Genomic DNA, 18,763 nt, shown 5'->3' with positions numbered 1-18,763 from the left:
GGTTGTTTTAACACAATTGTGTTTTATGCAAAGAATTAGGAACCTCTTTCCAGTTATTTCAGTTCAAATTTACCGGTAAGACCTTCATTAGAATTCCAGCCCACCATAATATTGAATAAGCCGGGCTCTGTTAAGTATTGGCCTTCGTTGTCATAAAAACCAAGTTCTTTGTCTGTCAGTGTAAATTGAATTGTTTTGGTTTCTCCCTTTTTTAAAGTAACAAGTTCAAAGCCTTTTAGTTCCTTAACAGGTCTAACTATACTGGCAACAGCATCGTTTATATACAGTTGAACCACTTCTTTTCCGTCAACATTTCCTGTATTGGTAACATCAACGCTCACCTGAATTTTTTCGCCTTTGGAAAAAACGGTTTTGTTTATTTTAAGATTTTTATAATCGAAAGTGGTATAGCTCAGTCCAAAACCAAAAGGGAACAGAGGCGTTTTTTCTACATCCATATAATGAGACCAAAAGACGTTTTTATCACTATCAATGGGTCTTCCTGTACTGTATTTATTGTAATAGATAGGTACTTGTCCAACATTTCTAGGGAAGGACATTGTCAGTTTACCACTTGGGTTATAATCTCCATATAAAACCTGGGCCACCGCGTTTCCGGTTTGTGTTCCTAAATGCCAGGCTTCTACGATTGCCGGAATGTTTTGCGCAGCCCAGGGAATACTCAACGGACGTCCATTGTTTAAAACCAAAACGATATTAGGGTTTACTTTGTAGATTTCCTCCAGTAATTCCTGTTGCACTCCGGGTAAATTTAGATCAGTTCTGCTTCTTGCTTCTCCGCTTTGAAAACCATATTCACCTAAGACCATTACCACGACGTCGGCATTTTTTGCAGCTGTTTTTGCCGCTTCAAATCCGCTTTTATCGGTTGTGTTGAAAACTGTTTCTGTCAGGAAAGTAGCTTTTTGTGAAAGTAAATCGGCACCTTTTTCAAAAGTCAGCTGATTGTCTTTGTATTGCTGCATTCCTTCCAAAACCGAAACCGCAGTATTATCGTCGGCTGCAATTCTCCAGCTTCCAAGCGGACTGTTTTTATCATTGGCTAAAGCGCCGATCAAAGCAATTTTTTGTCCGGATTTCTTTAGCGGAAGCAAATTCTTTTCATTTTTCAATAAAACGATAGACTTCTTTGCCATGTCCAGAACGCCGTCGTTATTGGCTTTACTTCCGACAACTTCTTTTTCACGTTTTTCGTCGCAATATCTGTACGGATCATCAAACAGGCCCAATTCAAATTTTACACGAAGGATTCTGCGAACGGCATCATCAACTAACGATTCTTTTACTTTTCCTTCTTTGACAAGTGCCACTAATTTTGCTACATACAAATACGATTCCATATCCATATCAGAACCTGCAAGGACCGCTTTTGCTGCTGCATCGGCTTCGTCTTTGGCATAACCGTGTGCAATCATTTCACGAATAGAAGCATAATCCGAAACGACAAATCCGTCAAAATTCCATTTTCCTTTCAGGATATCTCTTTGTAAAAATGCATTTCCCGTCGCCGGAACGCCATTTAACGTATTAAATGAATTCATAAACGTGCGAATTCCTGCATCAACAGTTGCTTTAAAAGGCGGCAAAACCGAGTTGTATAATTTAGAAGTACTGATGTCTACCATATTATATTCTAATCCTGCCTCAACAAAACCGTATGCTGCAAAGTGTTTTGCACAAGCCGCAATCGTATTTACTTTAGCCAGATCTGCAACGGTTTCTCCCTGAAAACCTTTTACTCTTGCATAACCGATTTTACTTCCCAAATAAGGATCTTCACCGGCACCTTCCATAACACGTCCCCAGCGCGCATCGTTCGAAACATCGACATTAGGGGCAAAAGTCCAGTTAATACCGGATGCAGAAGCTTCATCTGCCGCAATTGCCGCCGATTTTCTAATGGCTTCCAGATCCCAGCTTGCCGCTTCTGCCAACGGAATAGGACTTAACGTTTTATAACCGTGAATCACGTCAAAACCAATTATCAGCGGAATTCCCAAACGGGTTTCTTCTACCGCGATTTTCTGTACGGCGCGAACTTCTTTAACGCCCCGAACGGTAAGCATGGAACCAACCAGGCCTTTTCGTAAATGTTCGTATTTTAATTCAGCGCTCCCGCCTTTCGGAGCCGGTCCCGTTACGTCCCAAAAACCATTGTATTGATTCATTTGGCCTGCTTTTTCTTCTAATGTCATTTCTTTCATTAAAAGTGAAATTCGGTCTTCAATCGGTTTTTGGGGATCCATATACCTTTTTGTCTGGGCATATCCGTTTCCAAAAACGATTAGGAGTACAAAGGCATATTTTTTAATTTGTTTTTTCATTGGTGTGGTTTTAGTTTTCGTATGAGGTTAGTAATGTCAGGTCCGTAAGATTATCTTCTTTGCCCTTGCAGAAGTATGGTCATCAAAAAGGTTGCATTTTAGGATTGTAAATGTAGTTTTACGGCAGTAACGATACTAATACATTTGAAGCATTATGTACTACAAATGATGCATCTGGCACCTCTGTGATCACTCACAAAAATAGATGTGGGCTAAATATTTTGTTTTCAATTCTAAAAAAACGTGCATTAGAGTACTTTAAAAAACTGTTATCAGAAAGCAAAATTTCTGACGTTGTAAAGGGATATCAATAAATTTGTTTTGGCCTAAACCAATTTTGTAAATTTTTGAATTTATGAAGTTTCGAACCTTAATTCGACTGACCTTATAAATATTTGTTTTTTATTTTCCAAAACACAAATACGCTGTCATTGTGCCAAAAAAGTTTTGCTTATTTTTATAAAGATCGAAAATTGTTTTTAATGCAAAAAAACTGCGAATCCCTGAAATAGATTTTTCACTTTTACCCATAAAAAAAGTCCTAATTTTCATTAGGACTTTTTGGTGGGGAGAGCAGGATTCGAACCTGCGAAGTTTTCACAGCAGATTTACAGTCTGCCCTCGTTGGCCGCTTGAGTATCTCCCCGATCTCAGCGTTGTTGCGCTTTGTTGTTCTAAGCGGTTGCAAATATATAAACGTTTTTGATGTTTACAAACTAAAATCGCACTTAATTTTGAGTTATTTTTCAATTAATTTTTAATTCATTGGTATTGAATAAAATAAAAAAATATTAAAGAAGAAGTTTTTTTGCTTTATTTTTAATAGCAGCATTTTTTTGCTAAAACTACCAGGGTTTTTACTAAAAGTGTTGACTCTTGAATGCTTATTTTTTATTTTTTTGATGGACATGGTATTGAATTTTGGCGGATTTATTTTGAACGCTCTATTGATTTCTATGAACTTTTTAGGAAAATCTAATATTTATAGTCAGACCATATGAGTATGGCATAAAACAAAAAAATCTCCACTAGGGAGATTTTTTTGTTTTATGCTGAACATTGGTATTATTTAGCTAAAAGCTCTAAGATTTTTGCTTTTAATTCAGGGCCTCTTAAATCCTGTGCAACTACTTTTCCTGTTGCATCAAGTATAAAAGTTGCGGGAATCGATTCAACATTGTATTGTTTAGCGATTGGCTCGTCCCAGTATTTTAAGTTTGAAACCTGCGTCCATGTTAAGCCGTCTTTTGCGATAGCTTCTTTCCAGGCACCAGTTTCTTTGTCTAAAGAAACACCAACAATGTTTAGTCCTTTTGCGTGTAACTCTTTATAAATAGCCACCACGTTCGGATTTTCTTTTCTGCACGGTCCACACCATGAAGCCCAGAAATCAACAATTGTTACTTTGCCCAAACTCTGCTTAAGAGAAATTACTTTTCCCTCCGGATTAGGCGCAGAAAAATCTGATCTTCATTTAGCGTCACCAACAGAAGGAGCTGTTGCACCAACTGCAGGCATTTTTGCTTGACCGATTTTTGCTTTGATTTCTTTACCAGGCGTAGTATTTTTTAATGACTCATCTAATGAATTGTACAAAGCCTCAGTTTTTTTAATGTCAGTAGAAGGATCACCTAACATACCCTGAATGATCAAAGCAGAAATGTATGATTTTGGGTGACTTTCAGCGTAAGCTACATATTTCTTTTTAGAATCAGCCTGTACTTCAGTTTGAATAGTCATGTACTGTTTCATCAAACCGTTGATAGTGGCAGTGTCCTGAGCTTGTTGAGCTGACTGCATTTTCTGAGTGTTGTTTTTCTGGAAATCAGCTAATCTCTTTTGAGTTTTAGTAAGTTCCTCATTGAATTTCACATACTCATCATTATTGTAAGTTCCTGAAATTTTAGATTTATGGATACTGTCCTTATCGATAGCAATATTGATTTCTCCTGTTTCTAAGATAAAAGGGATTGGCCCGTTAGCCCCCTGAAGGATTAATGTATGGAAAGCTGGTTCAGTTACTTTTCCTTTTATTTCAAATTTTCCGTTTTCAACTTTTACAGTATCAAGTGCTACTGCCATTTTTGTAGTAGGATCCTGACCCTGAAGAATGATAGTTTTTCCGTTTTCAATTCCTTTTGCAGTTCCTGTAATTAGGTACTCTCCGTCTTTAACTTTGCTGCATGAAATGATTGCTACAGAAGCAGTAAGTAAAAAAAATATTTTTTTCATTATAAAAAATTAATTAGTTAATTGATTTGTGCAACAAAAGTATCTAAAAATATAAAATATAAAGAATTTTGTTGCCTAAAATTTTGTTATAGTTTTTTGATGCGTAATTCTCATGTTATCAGGGTATTTATTTGTGAAATTTAACTTAAAACTTTTAATAATACCAGAATTAAGGATGTAAAAGCATAATTCTTTAATTTTAAAGCATAAAAAAAGCATCCTGTTGCCAGAATGCTTTTATAGATAATTTGAATGTAAATCTATTCCTGATTTGTTTTCTTTCTCCAGGTAAAAGAGTTCAGAATATGTCTTTTTGCAAATCTTCCGGGAGAATCTGCATTTACCATTTTTACATAAGTAGCTTTAGGAACACTGATGTATTCATAAACACTACCGTTAGAGAAATCGATAATTAAACGACCTTCAACAAATTTATAATCTGTAATTGAACAAGTCGAAATTGTTTCAGTGTATTCAGGTAAATTAGCCTTAATCGTTTCAGGATTAATGCTTACCAAAAAGTGATAAGCTTCAATGATAGCTTTACTTTTTTCTTCTGCAGCTTTCAGACCAGCATCATCACCTTGAAATTTATCAGGATGAGCTTCCTTCATCGCATTACGATAAATGGTTTTCAAATCTTTTAATTCTGCAGTTTTTTCTACGTTTAATAACTTACGGTATTCAACTATTTTTTTCATAAATAAAAGGTAACTTATTGTCTATTAGTTTGAAATCTGTATTTAATACTTCAAAACGACAAATTTTTTGCAAAGGTACACTTTTTTTTAACTTTTTAGTTTTGAAGGAAAAAATATTCGGAATATTTAAGTCGAAAACTTATAGAGTTCCAAGTTTAAGGTTTCAAGTTCACGAAACCTGAAACTTGAAACCTGAAACAAAAAACTATTTCTGCTCCGGTTTGTAATTCGCCTTATCGAAGTTTTTAGACTTCTTGGGATATTTGTCGTAGCTGATATCGCTTGGATTCTCAATTACAGATTTGATTGTGATCATATCTCCTACATTAAAATTGGAGTGCGCTAATTTATAATCCAAAAGATATTCTCCACAAAAATAATTGTTGTTTTCATCTTTCTCAATGATGCCGGTGTAAACTCCCTTTTGCAACATTTTTTCGTGTGATCCTTTCGACATGACTTTTTATTTTTAGAATTGAAGCTGCAAAGTTAATCAATATATCGTTTGGTTTGGGGAGTTTGAGACAATCTCAGTATATTTGCACATGCAAAAAAACTTTAAGCCCCATCCAAATTCTTTTAAAAATACATTTTGTGTTTTTCATGAAGTTTTACACGATGAAGTTAGCGGTTTAAAAATTCAGTTCGAAAGCAAAGCCGGAAGCACCTATTATTACACGGAAGAAGGAATGTACAGGGTTTCCAACCACTGGGGAAGACTGGCCAACAGCAAGTGGCGTTTAGTGGCAATGAAACCCGAAACTCCATCGAAAACTAAAACAGGTTTTGCTGCCTGGAGTGAATTTTACCCGGACAATGCCACAGATAAATTGTATTATATTCAGGCAGATTTTGAAAAAAACACCGTTACGTATCAGCACAGGAATAATCCCGATTATGATAAGAAAGCTGTTTTAAGAACCAGTTTTGAAACTACCAAACGCATCAAACAGATTCGGAATTTGCAGCAATTAACTTCCTGGGCAAAACATTTTGAAGAAGATATAGATGTTTTAAGAACGGAAATAATTACAGAACTGATCTATACCGAAAAAACATTAGAAGAAATTAAAAGAGAGATATAATGGGACGCAACAACGAGAGGAATATTAAAAAACACAATGACAAGCTGCACAAAGCGCAGGATAAAGCCAAGCAGGCTGTAATTGCGCGAAAGGAAAAACTGAAAGAGATTGTGAGAAAGTTTAACGAAGATAAAAAGGAAGAATAGAAAAAATAGTTTCAGGTGAAAGTGAAATTTTAGATCTGAAACAAAAAAACAAAAGTAATATGAATACAAAATTTGAAGATTTAAAAGCAAGCGTGCAGGAAATAATTGATTTGATTGCAGCAAAAAATAATAGGGAAGCCAATAATAAATTACTGGAAGTTAATGAAACCTTAGATGAAATGCTGGATCATGCCGAAGAAGACGAAGATCTAAGGGAAATCAGCAGATATCAGGTTTTGCTGAATCAGCTGCATGTGAAAATCAATGGCGAAGAGCAGGTTGATGGAGAGTAAAAAATGTTTTTGCGATACAGGTTTGTTGTTTGATTCCTGTTGCGGATTGTACCTTCAGCAAAATCAAAAAGCACCTGATGCATTGGCTTTAATGCGTTCAAGATATTCGGCCTATGCGACTCATAACGCCGATTATCTTCTGGAAACGACACATGTTTCAGAAAGGCAGTATTATTCGAAAACAGAAATCCTGAAATGGGCAACCAGTAATCAATGGCAAAAATTAGAAATTCTAAGTTCTTCTGAAGATACAGTGGAATTCAAAGCTTATTTTTTAAATGCGGATCAAAAGCCTCAGGCACATTACGAATTTTCAACTTTCAGGTGTGAAAATGGTGTCTGGTTTTATGTGGATGGAAAGTTTGAATAATTTATAGATTTATGGCCATTTTCCGTCTATTGTCTGATATTTTTTTAACTAAAAATTAATAAACGTTTCTTTTTTCGTAATTCTAAAAAACCGTAATTTTAGAATTATGAAAAATGATTTTAAAAAAGGTTTTTATTTTAAGACTTACGAAGCCCCGTTTCAGTCTCCGTTTGAAAAACTTTTTGGTATTTTCAAAGAGCTGATCACCCATACTTCGGGTGATTTTGACGAAGCTATAGACTGGCTCAGGGAGCTGGACAAAGAGTACAAACTTACTGACGAGAACTACTCAATCGATGATTTTATCGAAGATTTAAAAAAGAAAGGTTACATAAAAGACGAAGCCAAAGACGATGGTACGCCGGGCTTTGGAATCACTGCTAAAACAGAACGGGCAATAAGGCAACAGGCCTTAGATCAGATTTTCGGTAATTTAAAGCGCTCCGGAAGCGGAAATCATAAAACAAAGCATGCCGGAAACGGTGATGAGCATACCGGAGAGTTTCGTGAATTTAATTTTGGAGACGGTTTAGAACGTATTTCTTTAACAGAAAGTTTAAGAAATGCCCAAATCAATAATGGTGTGGAGAGTTTTATGCTTACCGAAAATGATTTGGTGGTAGAAGAAACGCAATACAAAGCGCAAATGAGTACTGTCCTGATGATTGATATTAGCCACAGTATGATTTTGTACGGCGAAGACCGAATCACACCGGCCAAAAAAGTGGCCATGGCTTTAGCCGAATTAATCACCACCCGTTACCCGAAAGATACACTTGATATTCTGGTTTTCGGAAATGATGCCTGGACCATTCCAATTAAAGATTTACCGTATCTGCAAGTAGGACCTTATCATACCAATACGGTTGCTGGACTTCAGCTGGCGATGGATATTTTACGCAGGAAACGAAATACCAACAAGCAGATTTTTATGATTACCGACGGGAAACCAAGCTGCGTACGCGAGCGTGATGGTTCCTATTATATGAACAGTAACGGTCTCGACGATTATATTGTAGATAAATGTTACACACAGGCACAGCAAGCCCGAAAATTACACATTCCGATTACGACATTTATGATTGCAAACGATCCTTATTTGCAGCGTTTCGTGAATCATTTTACAGAAGCCAATCAGGGAAAAGCATTTTACACCGGACTTAAAGGTCTGGGTGAAATGATTTTTGAAGATTATGAAACGAATAGAAAGAAAAGGGTTCGCTAATTTTAAGGTACAAAGGTTCATAGCAACAAAGGCACAAAGGTTTTTATAAATAGGTTTTGATTGTCGCGCTGAGCGGAGTCAAAGCATTTTTAGACAACGAATATCCGTAGAGGCGCACAGCTGTGCGTCTCCTTACAGCGAAGAATCGAAGTTGAAAAGGCACAAAGGTTCAAAGGTTTTATAAATAGGTTTTGATTGTCCCGCTGAGCGGAGTCGAAGCGTTTTTTTAGACAACGAATACCCGTAGAGGCGCACAGCAGTGCGTCTCCTCACAGCGAAGAATCGAAATTGAAGAGACATAGAGGTTCATAGGAGCAAAGGTTTAAAGGTTTTATAAATTAGGTTTTGATTGTCCCGCTGAGCGGAGTCGAAGCGTTTTTTTAGAAAACGAATATCCGTAGAGGCGCACAGCAGTGCGTCTCGTCAAAGCAGCTGCATTTGTACAAAACAAAAAATATAAATAACAAAATAGATATTTCAATAAAAATGGAAATAAACAACATACATACACTAGGTCAGTTAAAAGCCGCAGGATATAAAAATACAGGTATTAAAGACGAATTGCGAAACAATCTTCGGGAAAAAATCAAATCCGGACAGCCTGTTTTTGAAGGCGTGCACGGTTTTGAGAACACGGTAATTCCGGAATTGGAAAGAGCCATTTTATCCCGTCATAATATCAATTTATTAGGACTGCGCGGACAGGCAAAAACACGTCTGGCCCGTAAAATGATTGAATTGTTAGACGAGTACATTCCGTTTGTTTCCGGTTCTGAAATCAATGACGATCCGTTGAATCCGATTTCCCGATTCGCAAAGGATTTGATTGCTGAAAAAGGCGACGAAACCCCAATTTCGTGGTTGCACAGAAGTGAACGGTTTTTTGAAAAACTGGCTACTCCGGATGTAACGGTTGCTGATTTAATTGGTGATGTCGATCCGATTAAAGCTGCCAATTTAAAATTGTCCTATGCGGACGACCGCGTGATTCACTTCGGAATGATTCCAAGAGCGAACCGCTGTATTTTTGTTATTAACGAACTACCGGATTTACAGGCCAGAATTCAGGTGGCTTTGTTTAATATTCTGCAGGAAGGCGATATTCAGATCAGAGGTTTCAAATTGAGAATGCCGCTTGATATGCAGTTTGTATTTACTGCAAATCCGGAAGATTATACCAACAGGGGAAGTATCGTTACGCCGTTAAAAGACAGAATTGGTTCGCAAATTTTAACGCACTATCCTGAAACAGTAGCCATTGCCAGAACCATTACGGAGCAGGAAGCTAAATTAGATCAAAACCAAAGCGAAACGGTATACGTTCCCGGTCTGGCTAAGGATATTCTGGAGCAAATTAGTTTCGAAGCGCGTGACAGTGAATATATTGATAATAAAAGTGGCGTAAGTGCCAGAATGAGTATTACGGCTTTCGAAAATTTAATTAGTACGGCAGAACGTCGTGCTTTGATTGCCGGAGCAGATAAAACCACCCTTCGTTTGTCTGATTTTATCGGAATCATTCCTGCTATTACAGGAAAAGTCGAATTAGTTTACGAAGGAGAGCAGGAGGGAGCAGCTTCAGTAGCTCAGACTCTGATAGGTTTGGCAGTGAGAACTTTGTTTTCGGAGCATTTTCCTAAAATTGAAAAATTAGAAAAACCGGGCGAAAAAACACCTTATTCTGATTTAATCGAATGGTTCTTTGCAGAAAGTGGTTTCGAACTATTAGACGACTGCACCGACGAAGAATATCAAAGTATCTTAGATGAAGTTACACCTTTAGATGTTTTACTGAAAAAATACCAGCCGCAACTGGATAAAAAAGATCAGTATTTCATGAAGGAATTTATTTTATGGGCTTTAGTTGAGTATAAAAAGCTGAGTAAAGACCGTTTTGCAAAAGGACATCAGTTCAAAGATATGTACGGAAGTTACATTAGTAAATTGTAGATATTTGCGATAGTAATTCAAACCCGACAGGCTTTTAAAACCTGTCGGGTTTGTTTTTGTTAAGTTTCGGAGGAACGACACATTTTGTAGTAACGGATTGTAAGCCGTTGGAAATAATAAGCCATGCCATAAAAAGTTAAATATGAACAATAGATTTAATTCTAAAATTTATGTAAAGATTAGCAGGGCCTCGACTTCGCAGAGCGCGTTAATGTTTCACGTGTAAATATTTAATGTGACCAGAATATATTTTTATATTCCGGCAAGTATTTCATTCAATTAGGTCTTTTGGAGAGACTCCATGCTTATTGGCTTTATTGATATCTGCTCCCGCATCTAATAGTAATTGAATAGTATTTGTTATCCCGCTACTATTCATTGCAGCATGCCAAAGAGGTGTGTTTCCTTCGTTGTCTTGTAAATCCACTTTAGCATTATTTAATATCAGTAATTCAACAAATTCATCATAGCTACTCTGAGCCGCATAATGTAATGCACTAAAACCATACCTGTCCTGGGTGTTAATATTGCAATGATATTGGATAAGGATATTAACTAATTCAATACCTTTTTTATAAAAATCAGTATTATTCTTTACTTCTCTTTTACTATTTAGTATATTATTAATTTTTTGAGCCTTAGATATATAAATTATTACCAACATAAATAAACTGCGTTTATCCTCATCGACGTAATCGATACCTTCTTTATTAAGAAACCTTATAAAATTATCAATTTCCTCCTTGGAAATTAATCTGTATACCTCTACACTCATTTTATTTTTATTTTTGCTTTAAAGTAAAAGTAGTTTAGTAAATTAAATAATAAACGTATGAAGTAATAAGTGGTGTGTTTCTTGAAATAAGTGACTGACGTAGATAAAAATGAGGGTTACATAGAATAAGAGTTACTGTTATAAGTATTTGTTTTTTATTATAGAATGCTCAGCCTGGCAATTCATTTTTAAGATTACGTCTGTCATTTTTTTTATTTCTTAAAAATAAGTCTTTTGCCATTTTTAATTAGTCTACCTTGTTCTGTTGGCTGTAATTGCAGTCTTTCCTAAAATAAAATGGAAGATAGTTTTGAAGATCTGATTGCTTCGTACATCGAGAATAAAGTAGGCATAGCGGAGCATTTTTTAACCCCTGAACTGGCCAATCACTTAAAACAGAATTTACTCGATTTAAATCAGAGAAAGGTATTGGTAACTGCCGGAGTCGGAAATTCGGATAAACTGTTGTACGATGGAGCCATCAGAAGCGATTCTATTTACTGGCTGGATAAAAAGCATAATAATGTTTTCGAAAATGAATTTTTTGCCAAAATCGAAGCTTTTATAGTGTACCTCAATCAAAGCTGCTATACCGGAATTACAGGCTATGAGTTTCATTATGCTCTATACGAAAAAGGAGATTTTTACCTGAAACATTTAGATCAGTTCAAAAACAATCCCAGTCGTAAATATTCTATGATCAGTTACCTCAATAGCAACTGGCAGGAAGTGGATGGCGGCGAACTGCTGATTCATCAACTCAATAATAATCAGAAGATTTCACCAACTCAGGGTAAAACTGTTTTCTTCAAAAGTGACGAACTGGTGCACGAAGTTTTAGTTACCCAAAATACGCGAATGAGCATTACGGGCTGGCTTAAGGTGGATTAATATACTTTTTTTGGAAATTTTAAAAGAGATAAACGTTATTTTTGCATTCAAAAAGAAACCTTATGTTATTTCTCGCTTTAAGTATTATCTGCAGTGTTGTTGTGGGTATTATTTTTAAAATCACTAGAAAATACAATACAGATCCGGCACAGATTGTCGCTTTCAATTATGTGTTTGCCCTGCTGCTTTGTTATTTTACTTTCAGTCCGGATCTGAGTGAGGTTACTGTAAACGCACCCTGGACAATTTATGTCGCCATTGGAATTTTGTTGCCTGTGGTGTTCCTGTTTTTGGTGGCGTCCATAAAGAACATGGGAATCGTAAAAACGGATGCAGCCCAGCGATTATCACTGTTTATACCTATTCTGGCTGCCTGGTTTATTTTTAACGAAGAATTCAACCGCTATAAGGTCATTGGGCTTCTGACAGGTTTTGTGGCCCTTTTGCTGATCTTAAAAAAGCCGGCTGCAAATACGGGGAATAAGTGGATTTATCCGGCAATTGTCCTATTTGGTTTTGGGATTATTGATATTCTTTTTAAGCAGATTGCTCTTTTTACTACGCTTCCTTATCCTACATCTTTATTGGTAGTTTTTGCAATTGCATTATTTGTAGCGTTGCTTATTGTTACTTATGAATTTATAAATAAAAAAGCGCGATTCGAATCCAAAAACATTCTTTTTGGCGGTCTGGTAGGGCTCTTTAATTTCGGAAATATTCTGTTTTACCTGAAAGCGCATAAAGCATTTTCGGATAATCCTTCGACTGTTTTTGCCGGAATGAATATGGGAGTCATCATTCTTGGGAGTGTGGTGGGCCTGCTTTTTTTTAAGGAAAGACTATCCAAAATTAATTTCATTGGGCTGTTTTTAGCCTTAATTGCCATTGTTTTTATAGTTTTTTCACAATTACAGTAATTTTTTTACTTTTCTAAAGCCTTTATTTACAGCCTGTTTTGCAATATATTTTATTTTATTGAAAATTAATTCGACTAATTCTATAGAATATATAAAGTAATTTATAAATTTGCAATGACAATGAAAAACTATAGCCAAAATAGCAGTCCGTTTATGTGCAGCTTCACGATGTGTTGCATGATGAACTATGTAATGAAATGGCCTTAATAGAAAATGGACTTGTTAGTTATTTTTTTTTTTTAGCCTTTCATGCACCATGAAAGGCTTTTTTTTAGAATTATTAAAAAATTATAAGATGAGATCAAATAGAAATACCAATATAATGATGCAGTGCTGTCTGATAAAAATACCATGTTGTATGTGTTGCAGGAATTAGAAGCACTGAAAAAAAAGAAAATCCCCCATTAAAAAGATATAAAATGAGTACAGAAATAATAAAACAGAATCCCTTTCAATCCATGATTGATCGATTTAATATCGCCGCCGATATTCTTAACCTGGAGGAATCCATCAGGCAGAAATTGCAGCGCCCGGAAAAACAAATCGTTGTGAATTTTGCGATTACGCTGGACAACGGAACCATTCAGAATTTTGAAGGCTATCGTGTCATTCACAATACGGCATTAGGACCGTCTAAAGGAGGCATTCGTTACGACACAGGCGTAAATCTTGATGAAGTAAAAGCACTGGCGGCCTGGATGACCTGGAAATCTGCCGTCACAGGAATTCCGTTTGGAGGAGCAAAAGGCGGGATAATCTGTGATCCGAGAACACTTTCGAAAACAGAACTGGAAAAAATTACCAGAGCGTATACCAAAGCACTATCTGATATTTTCGGCCCGGAAAAAGATGTACCTGCGCCTGACATGGGAACAGGTCCTGACGAAATGGGCTGGCTGATGGACGAATTTTCATTGGTCCACGGCAAAACGATTCATGCCGTAGTGACCGGAAAACACCTGCATTCCGGAGGTTCTCTGGGCAGGGTAGAAGCGACCGGGCGTGGCGTAAGCATCATCAGTATTCTGGCATTGGAGAAACTAAAGATAAGACCTGCAAGAGCTACGGCCGCGATTCAGGGTTTTGGGAATGTGGGTTTGCATTCGGCTTTGTTTTTGTTCGAAAAAGGATTGAAAATTGTCGCCGTAAGTGATGTTTCGGAAGCTTTTTACAATCCCGACGGACTTAATATCCCCGAACTGATTCTGTATTACAACCTGAATAATAAATCCATAAAAGGATATCCGAATTCTGTAGCGATCAAGCATGAGGATTTATTGCTTCTGGATGTTGATGTCCTGATTCCGGCTGCAAAAGAAGACGTGATTACGGGAAAAAATGCCAATGACATTCGTGCTAAAATTATTGTGGAAGGCGCAAACGGTCCCGTTTCTTCTGATGCGGATAAAATACTGCACGAAAATAATGTCCTTGTGGTTCCTGATATTCTGGCAAATGCGGGCGGCGTGACCGTTTCGTACTTTGAATGGCTGCAGAATTCACTTTTGGAATCATGGAAAATTCACCAGATCAACAAACGTCTGGAAGATATACTGGAAAAAGGTTTTGATACTGTTTTTAGGGTTGCGGCAAAATATAATGTAACGCCGCGTATTGCTGCTTATATTATTGCTTTGAAAAAAGTAGCTGAAACACAATCGGTAAAAGAAGTGGCAGCCGATGCCCCTAAATACAAACAGAATTAAAAATCTACGCTAAATGCAGAGGAAGATAATTTTCATCAATTGATGCTTTTTTAAAGGGAAAGAAAGGTATTGACTGGTGGAAATATTTTCTTTTTGAATTATTTATGAATAAACAAAGTAATTTTTAAAATGGAACATATTAATTTTCTTGCTTTCGCAATGCCTGCTTTTTTTCTGTTTTTATTTATTGAATTTAAGATTGCACAACGAAAAAAAAGACCGGAAATTTTCAACTATGAAAGCTCCGTTTCGAATATTAGTATTGGTATTGCCGAAAGATTAATCAATTTATTTGTCGCTGCAAGTTTTTACCAGGCGTATTATTTCATTTATAATAATTATCGCATTTTCGATATTCCGGCGAATGCCTTTGTCTGGTTTGCGTTAATTCTCACTACCGATTTTGTCTGGTACTGGTACCACAGATTAGGACATGAAGTCAATTTTTTCTGGGCAGCGCATATTGTTCATCATCATAGCGAAGAATTTAATTTTACCGCTGCAGCGAGAATTACCACTTTTCAGGCCATTATCCGCACCGGATTCTGGTGTGTTCTTCCTTATATTGGGTTTCATCCGACAATGGTGATCACGATGCTGATTGTCCATGGCGCTTATTCTTTTTTTACGCATACACAGCTCATCGGAAAAATAAAATGGCTGGAATATGTTTTCGTAACGCCTTCTGTTCATGGAGTGCATCACGCTTCCGACGAGAAGTACCTCGATAAAAACTATGGGGATATGTTCACTTTCTGGGACCGTCTTTTCGGAACTTTCCAGACGGAAGAAGAAAAACCAAAATACGGATTAACGCATCCGCTAAAAAGCTACAGTTTCTTATGGCAGCATTTTCACTATTACTTTGAGATTTATGAATTAATGAAACGCTCGAAAGGGTTCAAAGCAAAATGGAAAGCGGTTTTTGGAAGTCCCGCTCATATGGATCAGGACATTCGGCCGATATTGGAAAAACGGTTTTTACAGGATAAGGCCAATCCGAATCAGCGGCTTCGATTCAAAAATTATCTTTACATCCAATTGGGAATTTCGACTTTACTGCTGACTGTTTTTACGTATTATTTTGAATTTTTAAATGGCTTTGATAAAATTTTTGTGCTGTCGATTATCCTGATCACCCTCATTAATTGCGGGGCTTTACTGGAACAGCGAAAATGGATTTACTATCTGGAATATGCCCGGATTTATATGATCGCAGTGTATTTTTTATACGAAGAAGGCCTGATGATTTTTTTCTTTATACCACTGGGAGTCATGATTTTCGCGGAACAATTATTCTCCTTGAGTAAAAGGTATCAGAATGTGGTGCTGCAGTTGGAGTCTTCGGAGTGAAGAGCATAGAATAAAGAGCGTAGAAGAATGAGCATAGAAAAAAAGCGGTATCCGAATGGGTGTCGCTTTTTTTTTGCAACTCCCGATAGCTATCGGGATAAAGGACTCAAAAGATTATTAATCTGTGTGAATCTGTGGCATCTGTGGCATGTATTCTTTAAGTTATATCGTTTTAATCGCCATGATTTTCTCTTCGAAAGTGTCTTTAAAGTCCGATTTGCTTTTGATTCTGGTTTTGTAGGTGTAGATTGTAGCTACAGAAAGCTCGAGAAATTCGGCCATTTGGCTGCTGTCCTGGATTCCGAGTCGGTAGAGTGCAAAAATTCGAAGTTCGGTGTTTAAAAGCTCGCCTTTCTTTACGATGCATTTATGATCGTTTGGAAATAAATGATTAAAATCGGTTACAAAAGTGGGGAATAACTTCAGGAAGATTTCATCAAACTGATGGAATAAATTCTCGCGTTCTTCTTTTACATTATACCGTTTTAAACTCGCAATAACTTCATCGGTTTTCTTTGTAATGATCTTATGAAGCGTACTTTTCTGGATATGATCTATTTTATTAATGAATGCCGAAGTTGCTTTGATAAAATACGTAATGTATTCTTCCTTAATCGCATTGGCTTCACTCAGGCTGATGTTCATTTCCTGCAGCTGACTGTACGAAGAAGCCATTATTTTTCTCGCCTTGTTTCTTTCTTTTAATTGTTTGAAAATAATGATCGAAAACAAAATGATAATCACGGTCAATATGGTTAACAGAATAATGATTCTTTCAAGTTTATCATTTTTTTCTTTTACATTGTTCAGCTGTGCTTTTTCGATAATCGGTAAAATCGACGAAATCTCAATTTTGCGGTGTCTGGCGTTATAAAAAGTCGCGTCATCCATGGCAATGTTGATGTATTCGTTGGCTTTGTCGAGATACCCCATTTTAAAGAGTTCGTTGGCCAGATTTCGCAAGGCAACGGTTTCTTTAGTGGCATTTTTCACGTCCGCAATGGCAGCAAGCGCCAGATATTGAATGGCTTTTTTGGTGTATCCTCTTTCAGAATAAATATAACCAAGGCTTGAAGTGGCAATTCCGTAATAATCCGGAGGCAGGTCATAATTGTTAATCCAGTAGCTAAATGCAAACTCGGCACCGCGCCAATCCTGCTGTTTGAGTCTTTTTAAACTTTCGGCGGCCCAGTATTCGTTGGTGTTCGTTCCGATTAATTCCAGTGCCTTTTTCAGGAAATGATTGCCCTGTTGTACGTAATGGATATTAAAGCGCTGATCGCGGTTATAATCAGCTAAATCGTAATAAGCGCGGGCTTTTATATTGTAATACTCAAATTTGTTTCTCAGGTCCAGTTTTTTGTCGTCAACCACATTCAAAGTATCGATAGCTTCTTTAAACAAACCGGAGGAAAGGAGCACAAACCCTTCTTTAATACGGCTTTTGGCCAGATACTTCGGGTCTTTCAATACAATTGCCTTGATTTTTGCTTCTTCTAAATAATAATAGGCAGAATCATATTTAAAAGATTTATACTCTTCAAACAACGACATGTAGCAATTATAAAGTGCTGTGTTGTTCTGGCTCAATGTAAATTTTGATACATTTTTTTTTAAGGCTTCTATTTTTTGATATTTCTTTTTGAGATATACTTCTTTTTTAAGGAGCACCTTATCTAATTCTTCCAGGACAGGATTTGTCTCTTTCGCAGCGAGAGAAAAACCTGCAATGAAAAAATATAGCATTAATATTTTTTGCATGGTCATGTTTTGGTTTAGGGTAAAAAATAGTTTTTTGGCTGGCTTGAGTTAATTCGTTTTTAATTCAAAGTAAGCATAAGCGCTTACGCATGTAAACTTTTAGGATTTAACAAATTTAGGTGCAATACGTTTAAAAAACAAGGGCTATCCCGTTTCAAAACAGGACCTAAATGTTAAAAGTAGTTTAATAATTTGCAATTATACAATAAAAAGCAATTATATATATGTATAGTGAAAAAAATATCCGCTTTAATTTTGATATTGTCATTTCTACCATTAATTATTTGCGGTTTTTCATCTAAACAACGTCTTGATTTTTTCTACTGCAAAATTATTATAATTAACTGATTGTTAGTTGTTTGTTTTAAAATTGACTTGAATTTTATCTTGATTTTTCAAAGATATTTTTTTTAAGATTTATTTAACTTATAGATTCGCTCTGTCCTTACGGATAAAAAAAACTAACAATCAAACCACAAATTTATGAGATGTAAAAGTATTTATTGGTTGGCTGTTATGATGAGTTTAACGGCCATTGGCTGTGACAACACTGAAGACGGAAGCCACGTTGATCCCATTACCATTTATGAGAAAGTAAACGGAAACTGGGGATTAACAAATCTGAAAATGGTTGATGAATTTGCGAAAGCAAATAAAATCGAACCAAGCGAAGAAAACTTGAGTACCTATTTTAATTACGAGGATTTTAAAATCAATTTCGTAACAGATGCTCAAAATAGACCTACAAGTTATGAGGTTACCGGAAATGTTCCTCCACTATTTGCTCCAAAAGGATATTGGGCATTAAGCTCAGACTTTCAGCAGACAAATGCCAGTGCAATACGAATCTATTTGTACAGCGATGCTCAGAAAACCCAAAAAACAGATGAGCTGAGGATCATTTCTGTTCCGGGTAAAAACGAAGAAATGCAGCTTCAGCTGATGCGTACTTCCGGCGGAGCTGATTTTGTTTCGTACGTATTCAAATTAAATGCTATTAATTAAAAAGTACT

Annotated in this window: 17 protein-coding genes, 1 tRNA gene and 1 pseudogene; 11 read left to right on the top strand and 8 right to left on the bottom strand. The window is 36.4% G+C overall.

From position 1 onward, the window contains the following. Positions 1–53: 53 nt before the first annotated feature. From bglX to D0817_RS02000, 6 genes and pseudogenes are all read right to left on the bottom strand, one after another. Positions 54–2,345, bottom strand: a complete 2,292-nt coding sequence (gene bglX / locus D0817_RS02025; protein WP_127336712.1) for a beta-glucosidase BglX — start codon at positions 2,343–2,345, stop codon at positions 54–56. Between the two features lie 562 nt (positions 2,346–2,907). Beyond that, positions 2,908–2,991: transfer RNA gene (locus D0817_RS02020), tRNA-Tyr, on the bottom strand. Positions 2,992–3,410: 419 nt separating this feature from the next. Next, a pseudogene (locus tag D0817_RS02015) lies at positions 3,411–3,797 on the bottom strand (peroxiredoxin family protein); the annotation flags it as partial. 18 nt (positions 3,798–3,815) lie between these two features. Beyond that, the gene (locus tag D0817_RS02010) at positions 3,816–4,577 is read right to left on the bottom strand and encodes a DUF4369 domain-containing protein (RefSeq protein WP_127336710.1); all 762 of its coding nucleotides are present in this window, start codon (positions 4,575–4,577) and stop codon (positions 3,816–3,818) included. Between the two features lie 260 nt (positions 4,578–4,837). Next, entirely contained in the window at positions 4,838–5,278 is a 441-nt protein-coding gene (locus D0817_RS02005; protein WP_127336709.1) for a KTSC domain-containing protein, read from the bottom strand. A gap of 205 nt (positions 5,279–5,483) precedes the next feature. Then, positions 5,484–5,735 (bottom strand): hypothetical protein, encoded by a 252-nt coding sequence (locus D0817_RS02000; protein WP_127336708.1) that lies wholly within the window; start codon positions 5,733–5,735, stop codon positions 5,484–5,486. An 88-nt stretch (positions 5,736–5,823) separates the two neighbouring features. Here D0817_RS02000 and D0817_RS01995 point away from each other — a divergent pair, with 88 nt between their 5' ends. The 6 genes from D0817_RS01995 (at position 5,824) to D0817_RS01975 (ending at position 10,347) form a co-directional block, all read left to right on the top strand. Further along, positions 5,824–6,363 (top strand): hypothetical protein, encoded by a 540-nt coding sequence (locus D0817_RS01995; RefSeq protein WP_127336707.1) that lies wholly within the window; start codon positions 5,824–5,826, stop codon positions 6,361–6,363. Then, positions 6,363–6,509 (top strand): hypothetical protein, encoded by a 147-nt coding sequence (locus tag D0817_RS26005; RefSeq protein WP_167470919.1) that lies wholly within the window; start codon positions 6,363–6,365, stop codon positions 6,507–6,509. The genes D0817_RS01995 and D0817_RS26005 overlap by 1 nt, the downstream gene beginning before the upstream one ends. Positions 6,510–6,568: 59 nt before the next feature. Further along, positions 6,569–6,802, top strand: coding sequence for a hypothetical protein (locus D0817_RS01990; protein WP_127336706.1), 234 nt, complete (start codon positions 6,569–6,571; stop codon positions 6,800–6,802). Continuing rightward, positions 6,792–7,172, top strand: coding sequence for a YchJ family protein (locus tag D0817_RS01985; RefSeq protein ID WP_127336705.1), 381 nt, complete (start codon positions 6,792–6,794; stop codon positions 7,170–7,172). The genes D0817_RS01990 and D0817_RS01985 overlap by 11 nt, the downstream gene beginning before the upstream one ends. A 106-nt stretch (positions 7,173–7,278) precedes the next feature. Beyond that, positions 7,279–8,397, top strand: coding sequence for a vWA domain-containing protein (locus D0817_RS01980; RefSeq protein WP_127336704.1), 1,119 nt, complete (start codon positions 7,279–7,281; stop codon positions 8,395–8,397). Positions 8,398–8,883: 486 nt separating this feature from the next. After that, complete coding sequence (locus tag D0817_RS01975; protein WP_127336703.1) at positions 8,884–10,347, top strand: MoxR family ATPase; 1,464 nt, start codon at positions 8,884–8,886, stop codon at positions 10,345–10,347. Positions 10,348–10,618: 271 nt separating this feature from the next. Here D0817_RS01975 and D0817_RS01970 read toward each other — a convergent pair whose 3' ends face one another. Continuing rightward, positions 10,619–11,122: an ankyrin repeat domain-containing protein gene (locus D0817_RS01970; protein WP_127336702.1), complete on the bottom strand. Its 504-nt coding sequence runs from the start codon at positions 11,120–11,122 to the stop codon at positions 10,619–10,621. Positions 11,123–11,419: 297 nt separating this feature from the next. Here D0817_RS01970 and D0817_RS01965 point away from each other — a divergent pair, with 297 nt between their 5' ends. The 4 genes from D0817_RS01965 (at position 11,420) to D0817_RS01950 (ending at position 15,989) form a co-directional block, all read left to right on the top strand. After that, entirely contained in the window at positions 11,420–12,013 is a 594-nt protein-coding gene (locus tag D0817_RS01965) for a 2OG-Fe(II) oxygenase (RefSeq protein WP_127336701.1), read from the top strand. 62 nt (positions 12,014–12,075) lie between these two features. Further along, complete coding sequence (locus tag D0817_RS01960; RefSeq protein ID WP_127336700.1) at positions 12,076–12,930, top strand: EamA family transporter; 855 nt, start codon at positions 12,076–12,078, stop codon at positions 12,928–12,930. 419 nt (positions 12,931–13,349) lie between these two features. Next, the gene (locus tag D0817_RS01955) at positions 13,350–14,636 is read left to right on the top strand and encodes a Glu/Leu/Phe/Val family dehydrogenase (protein ID WP_193555348.1); all 1,287 of its coding nucleotides are present in this window, start codon (positions 13,350–13,352) and stop codon (positions 14,634–14,636) included. 129 nt (positions 14,637–14,765) lie between these two features. Then, positions 14,766–15,989, top strand: coding sequence for a sterol desaturase family protein (locus tag D0817_RS01950; RefSeq protein WP_127336699.1), 1,224 nt, complete (start codon positions 14,766–14,768; stop codon positions 15,987–15,989). A 162-nt stretch (positions 15,990–16,151) separates the two neighbouring features. On the opposite strand, the gene susR is transcribed toward D0817_RS01950, so the two are convergent. Further along, on the bottom strand, positions 16,152–17,750 hold the full coding sequence (gene susR, locus D0817_RS01945) for a SusR family glycan utilization regulator (protein ID WP_127336698.1): 1,599 nt from the start codon (positions 17,748–17,750) through the stop codon (positions 16,152–16,154). Between the two features lie 483 nt (positions 17,751–18,233). Between susR and D0817_RS01940 the strand changes: the two genes are divergently transcribed. Then, the gene (locus D0817_RS01940) at positions 18,234–18,755 is read left to right on the top strand and encodes a DUF5004 domain-containing protein (protein WP_127336697.1); all 522 of its coding nucleotides are present in this window, start codon (positions 18,234–18,236) and stop codon (positions 18,753–18,755) included. Positions 18,756–18,763: the final 8 nt, after the last annotated feature.

The organism is Flavobacterium cupreum (assembly GCF_003996965.1).
GTDB classification, from domain to species: domain Bacteria; phylum Bacteroidota; class Bacteroidia; order Flavobacteriales; family Flavobacteriaceae; genus Flavobacterium; species Flavobacterium cupreum.
This window is presented reverse-complemented; position numbering and strand designations above follow the sequence as displayed.

Bases quoted from the DNA above. Each gene is read 5' to 3' on its own strand.
- D0817_RS01940 (WP_127336697.1), top strand. From the start codon at position 18,234: ATGAGATGTAAAAGTATTTATTGGTTGGCTGTTATGATGAGTTTAACG.
- D0817_RS01995 (WP_127336707.1), top strand. From the start codon at position 5,824: ATGCAAAAAAACTTTAAGCCCCATCCAAATTCTTTTAAAAATACATTT.
- D0817_RS26005 (WP_167470919.1), top strand. From the start codon at position 6,363: ATGGGACGCAACAACGAGAGGAATATTAAAAAACACAATGACAAGCTG.
- D0817_RS02010 (WP_127336710.1), bottom strand. From the start codon at position 4,577: ATGAAAAAAATATTTTTTTTACTTACTGCTTCTGTAGCAATCATTTCA.
- D0817_RS01965 (WP_127336701.1), top strand. From the start codon at position 11,420: ATGGAAGATAGTTTTGAAGATCTGATTGCTTCGTACATCGAGAATAAA.
- D0817_RS01960 (WP_127336700.1), top strand. From the start codon at position 12,076: ATGTTATTTCTCGCTTTAAGTATTATCTGCAGTGTTGTTGTGGGTATT.
- D0817_RS01955 (WP_193555348.1), top strand. From the start codon at position 13,350: ATGAGTACAGAAATAATAAAACAGAATCCCTTTCAATCCATGATTGAT.
- susR (WP_127336698.1), bottom strand. From the start codon at position 17,750: ATGCAAAAAATATTAATGCTATATTTTTTCATTGCAGGTTTTTCTCTC.
- D0817_RS01980 (WP_127336704.1), top strand. From the start codon at position 7,279: ATGAAAAATGATTTTAAAAAAGGTTTTTATTTTAAGACTTACGAAGCC.
- D0817_RS01985 (WP_127336705.1), top strand. From the start codon at position 6,792: ATGGAGAGTAAAAAATGTTTTTGCGATACAGGTTTGTTGTTTGATTCC.
- D0817_RS01975 (WP_127336703.1), top strand. From the start codon at position 8,884: ATGGAAATAAACAACATACATACACTAGGTCAGTTAAAAGCCGCAGGA.
- D0817_RS02005 (WP_127336709.1), bottom strand. From the start codon at position 5,278: ATGAAAAAAATAGTTGAATACCGTAAGTTATTAAACGTAGAAAAAACT.
- D0817_RS02000 (WP_127336708.1), bottom strand. From the start codon at position 5,735: ATGTCGAAAGGATCACACGAAAAAATGTTGCAAAAGGGAGTTTACACC.
- D0817_RS01970 (WP_127336702.1), bottom strand. From the start codon at position 11,122: ATGAGTGTAGAGGTATACAGATTAATTTCCAAGGAGGAAATTGATAAT.
- D0817_RS01990 (WP_127336706.1), top strand. From the start codon at position 6,569: ATGAATACAAAATTTGAAGATTTAAAAGCAAGCGTGCAGGAAATAATT.
- bglX (WP_127336712.1), bottom strand. From the start codon at position 2,345: ATGAAAAAACAAATTAAAAAATATGCCTTTGTACTCCTAATCGTTTTT.
- D0817_RS01950 (WP_127336699.1), top strand. From the start codon at position 14,766: ATGGAACATATTAATTTTCTTGCTTTCGCAATGCCTGCTTTTTTTCTG.